7 protein-coding genes are annotated in these 8,158 nt (G+C 65.1%); 4 read left to right on the plus strand and 3 right to left on the minus strand.

Features of this window, described 5'->3' with window-relative positions:
* Both CF161_RS12210 and CF161_RS12215 read left to right on the plus strand, forming a co-directional pair.
* Window positions 1-732 (plus strand): FecR domain-containing protein (locus CF161_RS12210; protein ID WP_020296880.1); only part of this gene is annotated, 732 nt, incomplete at its 5' end.
* A gap of 101 nt (window positions 733-833) precedes the next feature.
* Entirely contained in the window at window positions 834-3,320 is a 2,487-nt protein-coding gene (locus tag CF161_RS12215) for a TonB-dependent receptor (protein ID WP_043229273.1), read from the plus strand.
* Here CF161_RS12215 and CF161_RS12220 read toward each other — a convergent pair.
* The 3 genes from CF161_RS12220 to CF161_RS12230 form a co-directional block, all read right to left on the minus strand.
* On the minus strand, window positions 3,317-4,861 hold the full coding sequence (locus tag CF161_RS12220) for an FAD-dependent oxidoreductase (RefSeq protein WP_020296882.1): 1,545 nt from the start codon (window positions 4,859-4,861) through the stop codon (window positions 3,317-3,319). The genes CF161_RS12215 and CF161_RS12220 overlap by 4 nt on opposite strands.
* A gap of 59 nt (window positions 4,862-4,920) precedes the next feature.
* Window positions 4,921-5,535, minus strand: coding sequence for a LysE family translocator (locus tag CF161_RS12225; RefSeq protein ID WP_020296883.1), 615 nt, complete (start codon window positions 5,533-5,535; stop codon window positions 4,921-4,923).
* Between the two features lie 88 nt (window positions 5,536-5,623).
* Complete coding sequence (locus CF161_RS12230) at window positions 5,624-6,091, minus strand: hypothetical protein (protein ID WP_020296884.1); 468 nt, start codon at window positions 6,089-6,091, stop codon at window positions 5,624-5,626.
* A gap of 189 nt (window positions 6,092-6,280) precedes the next feature.
* Between CF161_RS12230 and CF161_RS12235 the strand changes: the two genes are divergently transcribed.
* The gene (locus tag CF161_RS12235; RefSeq protein ID WP_020296885.1) at window positions 6,281-7,372 is read left to right on the plus strand and encodes a DUF1615 domain-containing protein; all 1,092 of its coding nucleotides are present in this window, start codon (window positions 6,281-6,283) and stop codon (window positions 7,370-7,372) included.
* 315 nt (window positions 7,373-7,687) lie between these two features.
* Window positions 7,688-8,158 (plus strand): ATP phosphoribosyltransferase regulatory subunit (locus tag CF161_RS12240; RefSeq protein ID WP_043229276.1); only part of this gene is annotated, 471 nt, incomplete at its 3' end.

Raw genomic sequence — 8,158 nt, forward strand, 5'->3', positions numbered from 1 at the left:
GCCAGCCATTCGCGGCGCGAGGTCCTGCGCGGGCTGGTGCTGGTGGCCGCCGCCGGTTCCCTGGGTGCCCTCGGCTGGCGCAGCGAGACCGCGCAGAACCTGCTGGCCGACTACCGCACCCAGGTCGGTGAACGCCGCGAAGTGCGCCTGGCGGACGGCAGTTCGCTGCTGCTCAACACCGACACCTCGGTCAATGTGCGTTACGACGGCCAGCAGCGGGTGCTGGAATTGCTCTGGGGCGAGATCCTGGTCAACAGCGTGGTCGATCCCTTGCAGCGCCCGTTCCGGGTCGACACCCGCTACGGCCAGGTCCTGGCCTCGGGCGCGCGGTTTCTGGTGCGCTCCTCGACCGAGGGTGACCAGGTGGCGGCCATGGACCAGGCATTGCAGGTCAGCCCGAGCGGCGCCGGTGCGCCCCTGCGCCTGGACGCCGGCCGGCACTTGCAGTTGAACGCCCAGGGCCTGGGCGCTGTGGCGCTCAATGACGTCACCCTGGGCGCCTGGCGCCAGGGCAGCATCATTGCCATCAATCGGCCGTTGGGCGAGTTGCTGGCCGACCTGTCGCGCTACCGGCGCGGGGTCGTGCGCTGCGACGCGCGCATCGCCGATCTGAAAATCTCCGGGGCCTTTCCCATCGACAACACCGACCTGGCGCTGGCGGCGTTGCAGAGCGGTTTCTCCCTCACGATCAATCGCTACACGCCTTACTGGGTCACGGTTTCCGGGGCCTGAGCAGTTTTTTTGAAAAATTCTCATTAGCCTTTGCAGTTTTTTTGCCCCTGGTTCGGCTTATCCCCCAGTGGATTCATTTTTGTCATTGGGGAAGGGAAAGCATGTCTGAAGTTCACAAGCCGAAGCCGGCGGGGCTGTCGATTGCGGTGAAGGCAGGGTTGTGGGGAATGGTCGCGTTGTACTCGGCGCTCACGCTGCCGCTGGCCATGGCCGAAACCCCCGTCGAGCAGGGCGCGGTGCGCAGTTTCGATATTGCCGCGGGCAACCTGACCGAGGTCCTGAGCCGTTTTGCCAGTGCCGCCGGGGCGGCGATTTCCTTCGATGCGCGGCAGACCGAAGGGCGGCGTTCGGCGGGGCTCAAGGGCGATTACGGGGTCGATGAAGGCTTTGCCCGGATCCTCTCCGGCAGCGGCCTGCAAGCCGAACCCCAGAGCAATGGCAGCTACGTGCTGCGCGCCGCGCCCAATGCCGGCTCGGCCCTTGAATTGGGGGTGACCAGCGTCCAGGCCCAGGCCCTGAGCGCCACCACCGAAGGCTCGGGTTCCTACACCACCGGCGCGGTGACCATCAGCAAGGGCGCCCATTCGCTGAAGGAAACCCCGCAGTCGGTGACGGTCATCACGCGCAAGATGATGGATGACCAGCACCTCGACACCATCGACCAGGTGATGGAAAAGACCCCCGGCATCACCCTCTACGACTCGCCCATGGGCGGCAGATACTTCTACTCCCGGGGCTTTCGCATGACCGGCCAGTACCAGTTCGACGGCGTGCCGCTGGACATGGGCAGCAGCTACGTGCAGGCCGACAGCTTCAACAGCGACATGGCTTTTTATGACCGGGTCGAAGTGTTGCGCGGCGCCGCCGGGATGCTCAAGGGCGCGGGTGGCACCGCAGGTTCGGTGAACTTTGTGCGCAAGCGCGGCCAGGCCACGCCCCAGACCGAGTTGACGATGTCGGCCGGCTCCTGGGACAACTACCGGGGCCAGGTCGATACGGGCGGCCCGTTGAATGACTCCGGCACTATTCGTGGCCGGGCCGTGGTGGCCCAGCAGAGCCGGCAGTATTTCTACGACAATGCCGAGCGCCGCGATCAGGTGTACTACGGCGCCCTGGATTTCGACCTCAGCCCCGACACCACCCTGGGCCTGGGCCTGGCGTATGAAGATGTGGATTCCACCCCCTGCTGGGGCGGCCTGCCACGCTACAGCGACGGCAGCTATCTGAAGCTCAGCCGTTCCACCTGCCTCAACACCGCCTGGAACAACTCGCGCAGCAAGAAAATCACCTACTTCGGCGACCTCAAGCACCAGTTCGATGACAACTGGGCGCTCAAGGTGGCGGGGGTCTACAGCAAGAACACCCAGGACATCGCGTACGCCTTCCCGAGTGGCGCGGTGCCGGTGGGCAGCACCAGCAGCAACACCCTGATGCTGGGCAGCATCTATGACTACGATCAGGTCGACTACGGCTTCGATGCCTACGTCGATGGCAAATTCCAGGCCTTTGGCCAGGAGCACGAACTGATTGTCGGGACCAATGCCAGTCGTTCGCGCAAGGACGATTTCTACGCGGTGGCGGCATTGCCCCAGCGCCAGAACGTGTTCAACCCGAATAAAAACATCCCCGAGCCCGACGACAGCTACTACGACACCCACTCCACACGGGGCGGCCCGGTGGATATCCATATCCAGCAATACGGCGCCTATTCGACCTTGCGCCTGAAGCTGGCCGACCCCCTGACCCTGGTGGTCGGCAGTCGCGTCAGCTGGTACAGCTCGGAGAACGATTCCCTCAGCTACTGGATGGACACGCGCACGCCGATCAACTCCAAGTCCAAGGAAACTGGCCAGGTCACGCCCTTTGCTGCGGTGCTGTATGACCTCAACGACAACCTGACCGCCTACGCCAGCTATTCGGATATCTTCACGCCCCAGGGCAGCTATCGCACCCTCGACGGCTCGTCGCTCAAGCCGCTGATCGGCAAGAACTACGAAGTGGGGATCAAGGGCGAGTGGTTCGGCGGGCGCCTGAACAGCGCGTTCAACCTGTTCCGCACCCTGCAGGAAGATGCCGTGCAAGACGACCCGGAGTGCCCGGACAGCAGCTGCTCGCTGAACTCGGGCAAGGTCCGGGCCCAGGGCTTCGAGGCTGAAGTCAGTGGTGAAGTGATCGAGCGCCTGCAACTGCTGGCCGGCTACACCTACACCCAGACCAAGACCCTGGAAGACGCCGATACCAGCAAGAACGGTTCGGTGGGCAACTCCTATGTGCCGCGCCACCTGCTGCGGGTGTGGGGCGACTATGCCCTGGATGGGGCGCTGGACAAGTTCTCGATTGGCGCCGGGGTCAATGCGCAAAGCGACAACTACCGCACCTCGCCCATCAGCGGCAAAAACCTCAGTCAGGCCGGTTATGCGATTTGGAACGGGCGCATCGGTTACCGCATCGATGACACCTGGTCCCTGGCCCTGAACGGCAACAACCTGTTCGACAAGCGCTACTACCGGACCGTCGGCACCGAAGGCTTCGGCAACTTCTATGGCGATCCGCGCAACTTCATGTTGTCGGTCAAGGCCAGCTTCTAAGGGGTGGGTAGGCCGTTGCTCCAGGGCGTGAGGTCGCGTTCGGCAAAGTAACGCTCCAGCACCTTGGGGTCTGCCGAACGTTCGACCAGCGCCACGTAGGTGTCCGGGCGCAACAGGTAAAAACCGTTGCGCACCAGGCCCGCGGTGGCGTGGGCCGGGTGCCAGGGAAACTGCTGCAAGGGCAGTTGATGGGCCCGGCACCAGGCCTGCAACTCATCGCTGGTGTCGCCATACACATGCACTTGCCAGCCAATCAGCGCCAGGCTGGCGAAGTTGTCGCTGTCGGCGTCATGGGCCCAGGGCAGGCGATCACCGCCATGCACATGGCCGCTGCTGCCGACGCTCAGGGGCATGCCTCGGTAGTTGAGGGTGATCTGCGACACGGTGCGAAACAACAGCTCGCGGGCCGACGCCAGGGCCGCGACCCGGGGGATCAGCAGCGGCGCCAGGCGCGTGCGCAGCAGGTTGGCAATCGGCCCGTCGGCGGTGGCGAAGCTGAACACCCGGTCGGTGGTTGCCACCAGGCGCCGGGCAAACTCGATGCGTTCGATTTCATAGGTGTCCAGCAGGCTTTGCGTGGCCTTGCCGGTCAACACCGCGGCCAGCTTCCAGGCCAGGTTGATGGCGTCTCCGATCCCGGTGTTCATGCCCTGGCCCCCGGCCGGGCTGTGCACATGGGCCGCGTCGCCGAGCAGAAACACCCGGCCGCGACGAAATTGTTCGGCCACCCGGTGGTGCACCCGGTAAGCGGAAAACCAGTTGACCTGGGCCACCTCGACCTTGAGGTGGTGCAGGGCGCGCTGGCTGACGTCTTCGAACTTCAGGGCCTGCGGGTGCTGCGCGCGGGCGTCGCGCACGGTGCCGATCAGCCGGGCGTGGCCCGGGTCGGCCAGGGGGAACACGGCGAGAAAGTCCGCTTCGTCGAGGTCAATATGCAGTTGGCCATCCAGCGCCGGGCCGCTGGCTTCGACGTCGGCCACGTAGAACACTTGTTCATAGGTGCCGCCGGGGAAGCCCGTGCCCAGGGTTTTGCGCACCGTGGAGTGGGCGCCGTCGCAGCCGGCCAGGTAATAGGCCTGGCAGGTTTCTTCGGCGCCGTCGGCACCGCGCAGGCGAGCGCTGAGCAGGTGGCCGTGGTCGTCAAAGGCCAGCAATTGGGTGTTGCGTTCCACGCTGACGCCCAGCTTCGCCAGGCGCTCGATCAGCAGCTGTTCGTGCAGGTCCTGGGGGAAGATTTGCAGGAAGGGGTAGGGCGTCAGGTCGGCGCCGATGGCCCCCAGCGGCAGTTGGGCAGTGGCTTCGCCACGGACCCAGAGATTGACCGCCGGCACCTGGTGGCCCTGGTCGAGGATGGTCTGGGTCAGGTCGAGCTGGCGGTACAGCTCCAGGGTCCGGGCCTGCACCGCCAGCGCCCGGGACGTGGTGCCGGGGCCGTGGGTCTGGTCGAGGATCCGCACCTTGATTCCCTGCCGCGCGAGCCACAGCGCCAGTACCAGGCCGGTGGGGCCGGCGCCAATGATCAGTACGTCGCTGCGGTTCATGGCCTTGTCCTCGGTCAGGGATCAATGCATGCCGGTGGTGCGGCCCCGGGCCGCGGGTTTCAGCGCTGGCTGAACGCCAGGTTCAGCCCCAGCCCGGCAAAGCTGGCGGCAAAGCTGCGGCGCAGCCAGTTCTGCACCTTGGGCGACTCGATCACCGCCGTGCGGAACAGGTTGGCCAGCACGCCGTAGAGCACGAACACGGCAAAGGTCATGGCCATGAACACGCCGCTCAAGGTCAGCATCTGCATGGCCGGGGCGGCGCCATCGTGGCTGATGAACTGCGGCAGGAAGGCCAGGAAGAAAATCGTCAGCTTGGGGTTGAGAATATTCAGCAGGCAGGCCTTGAGGATCAGGCCGCCGGCGCTGCTGGCAGGCAGCGAGCTGTCGACGGCGAAGGCCGAGCGATCACGCCAGGTGGCATAAGCCAGGTACAGCAGGTAGGCGACGCCGGCGAACTTCAGGCCCTGAAAGGCCAGGGCGCTGGTGTGCAGGATGGCCGAGAGGCCGAGCACCGAGGCCAGCAGGTGCGGGACGATCCCGGCGGTGCAGCCCAGGGCGGTGTACAGGCTGGCGCGCTTGCCGGCCACCAGGGCGGTGGAGATGGTCAGGATCACGCCACTGCCGGGGATCAGCACCACAATCAGCGAGGTGATGAAAAAATCCAGGGTCAACATTGCACACAACTCCATGTCGGAAAGGTCGAGCGGGGTGGGCAAAACCTACACAGTGCGCGACCTACACACAATAGTCCGCCATGGGGTTTTACGCGGTGCTGGTCCAATAAAAATGCAGGTACTCGTGGCTGTATTCGGCAAACAGCGACACCAGCAGGTCGGTGTCCAGGGAATACATCAGCAACGCGCCCTGGAAGGTTTGGTCGCTGATCAGGGGCAGCGGCGGCGGTTGGATCAGCTCGGCGCAACAGTCGGCAATCTGCTTGAGCAGGGCCGGTTCGGACAAGGGTTCGAAGGCGGCATCGGCCAGGTAGGGCGCAAAATAGCGCTCGCGCTGGGGCGTGAAATCCACGCTCTCGGCGGCCAACCAGAACCCCAGGCCATTGTCGGCGGCGGCCTTGGGCGCGCGGGTGATGCGCAGGGTCTGCTCGCTGTCCGGCACCTGGAACGCGTATTGCGGGTAGGTGCTGTAATGCAGGCCACGGTAGCCCGCCATGAACCTGGGGTCGGCCAGGGAGGCCCGGGCCAGTTGCTGGAAATCTTCGCGGGTGAACATGGTGGGGTCCGCCGGGAGTCAGGAATCTGCGAGGCGAATGTCGCAGGGGCGGGGGCCACTATAATCGCAAATCGGCCAGGGCGACCGAGGTTGCGCGCCGGCTTTCGGGCGCTGCTGGCGAACCACCGGGCGCGCGGGCAGTCGATATCCTTGCCTGCCTGTCTCGGGCACTGCCTGGTTAGGAGCCTTATGCACGTTTATCGTCCCCTTGCGCTGCTCGGCGCGCTGCTGGTCCTGGCCGGTTGCGCCGGTTCGGGCAGCGCGCCCCAGGTGGCGCCCTTGTCTCCCGCCCAGGTCCAGGCCCGGGTCGAGCGCTTGCTGCCGGCCCAGACCGCCGACCGTGTCGGCTGGGCCCGGGATATCCAGGTGGCCTTCACCGCCCAGGGCATTGAGCCCAGCACCCAGAACCTGTGTGCGGTGCTGGCGGTCACCGAGCAGGAGTCCACCTTCCAGGTCGACCCTGCGGTGCCGGGGCTGGGCAAGATCGCGCGCCAGGAAATCGACCGCCGAGCGGCCACCGTGCACGTGCCGGCGCTGCTGGTGAGTGCCGCGCTGCAAGTGCGCTCAGCCACTGGCAAGAGCTACAGCGAGCGCCTGGCCAGTGCCCGCACCGAGAAGCAGTTGAGCGCGATCTTCGACGACTTCATCGGCATGGTGCCCCTGGGCAAGACCCTGTTCGGCACCTTCAACCCGGTGCACACCGGCGGGCCGATGCAGGTCAGCATCGCCTTTGCCGAGAAGCAGGCGCGGGACTACCCCTATAGGGTCGACGGATCGATTCGCCAGGAGGTCTTCAGCCGGCGTGGCGGGATGTACTTCGGCATTGCCCACCTGCTGGGGTACCCGGTCAACTACCCGCAGCCGCTGTACCGCTTTGCCGACTTCAACGCCGGCTGGTACGCCAGCCGCAACGCCGCTTTCCAGAACGCCGTGAGCCGGGCGTCGGGGATTGCCCTGGCCCTGGACGGCGACCTGATCCGCTATGACTCGATCATGCCCGGCACCACCGAGCTGGCGGTGCGCGCCCTGGGCAAGCAGCTGGACATGCGCAACCCGAGCATTCGCGATCAGCTGGAGCAGGGCGACAGCCTGGACTTTGAAAAGACCCGGCTCTACCAGCGCGTATTTGCCCTGGCCGACCAGGCCGCCGGCCAGCCAGTGCCGCGCCAACTGCTGCCGGGGATCGAGCTCAAGAGCCCGAAAATCACCCGCAAACTGACCACCGCCTGGTTCGCCAAGCGGGTCGATGAACGCTATCAGCGCTGCCTGAAGCGGGGTTGAGAAGCGCTTGTCAGCACCCCGCGCGCCGTGCAAGGATGCGCGATGATTTTTTCTGACCTGAATTCCCGCATCCATCATCACGGACCTCATTCCCGGGGGCCGTGGTCGCTTATGCGCATCGAACCGTCAGTGGCTGCAACGACTCACTGACCGACGATGAAAAAACCAAGGCGCCCACAAGGCGCCTTTTTTATTGCCTGGCAAACAGCCAGAACGAGGAAACACCAATGACGATGCTCCGTGGAACCCGAATGATCACCGGCCAACAAGCCGCCGCCCTGCGCACTCTGGAAGGACGCTTCCGGAGCTGGCTTCATCGCAGCGGGTGCTGAAGAAGTCATAGTCCCGGCGCTCTGGGGCCAGGACACCTTTATCGAGAAAGCCGGTGGCAGTGAAGTGATCGGCCAGATGTGGGCCTTCAACGACAAGGCCGGACGGGCCTGTTGCCTGATTCCGGAAGCCACCGCGCTGTTCCAGGAAACCGCTGGCAGCTTGCTGGCAGGGCGGGAAGAGGCGGCGTTTTTCTATGTGGCGCGTTGTTATCGCTATGAGCGGCCGCAGGCGGGTCGTTATCGCGAGTTCACCCAGTTGGGGCTGGAGATTCTGGGGCCGGATCCGCAGCGTGCGTTGCAGCGCAGCCGGGAGTTGTGTGTGGGGTTTCTTGATGGGTTGGGGTTGGAGTACCAGCTTGAGTTGGGGGTCAAGCGGGGGTTGACCTATTACCTGGGTGGGGAGGGGTTTGAGGTGCGATGTCCGCAGTTGGGGGCGCAGCAGCAGGTGGTGGGG

Source organism: Pseudomonas sp. CF161 (assembly GCF_000416215.1).
In the GTDB taxonomy this organism is placed as follows: domain Bacteria; phylum Pseudomonadota; class Gammaproteobacteria; order Pseudomonadales; family Pseudomonadaceae; genus Aquipseudomonas.

Bases quoted from the DNA above. Each gene is read 5' to 3' on its own strand.
- CF161_RS12215 (WP_043229273.1), top strand. From the start codon at position 834: ATGTCTGAAGTTCACAAGCCGAAGCCGGCGGGGCTGTCGATTGCGGTG.
- CF161_RS12220 (WP_020296882.1), bottom strand. From the start codon at position 4,861: ATGAACCGCAGCGACGTACTGATCATTGGCGCCGGCCCCACCGGCCTG.
- CF161_RS12225 (WP_020296883.1), bottom strand. From the start codon at position 5,535: ATGTTGACCCTGGATTTTTTCATCACCTCGCTGATTGTGGTGCTGATC.
- CF161_RS12230 (WP_020296884.1), bottom strand. From the start codon at position 6,091: ATGTTCACCCGCGAAGATTTCCAGCAACTGGCCCGGGCCTCCCTGGCC.
- CF161_RS12235 (WP_020296885.1), top strand. From the start codon at position 6,281: ATGCACGTTTATCGTCCCCTTGCGCTGCTCGGCGCGCTGCTGGTCCTG.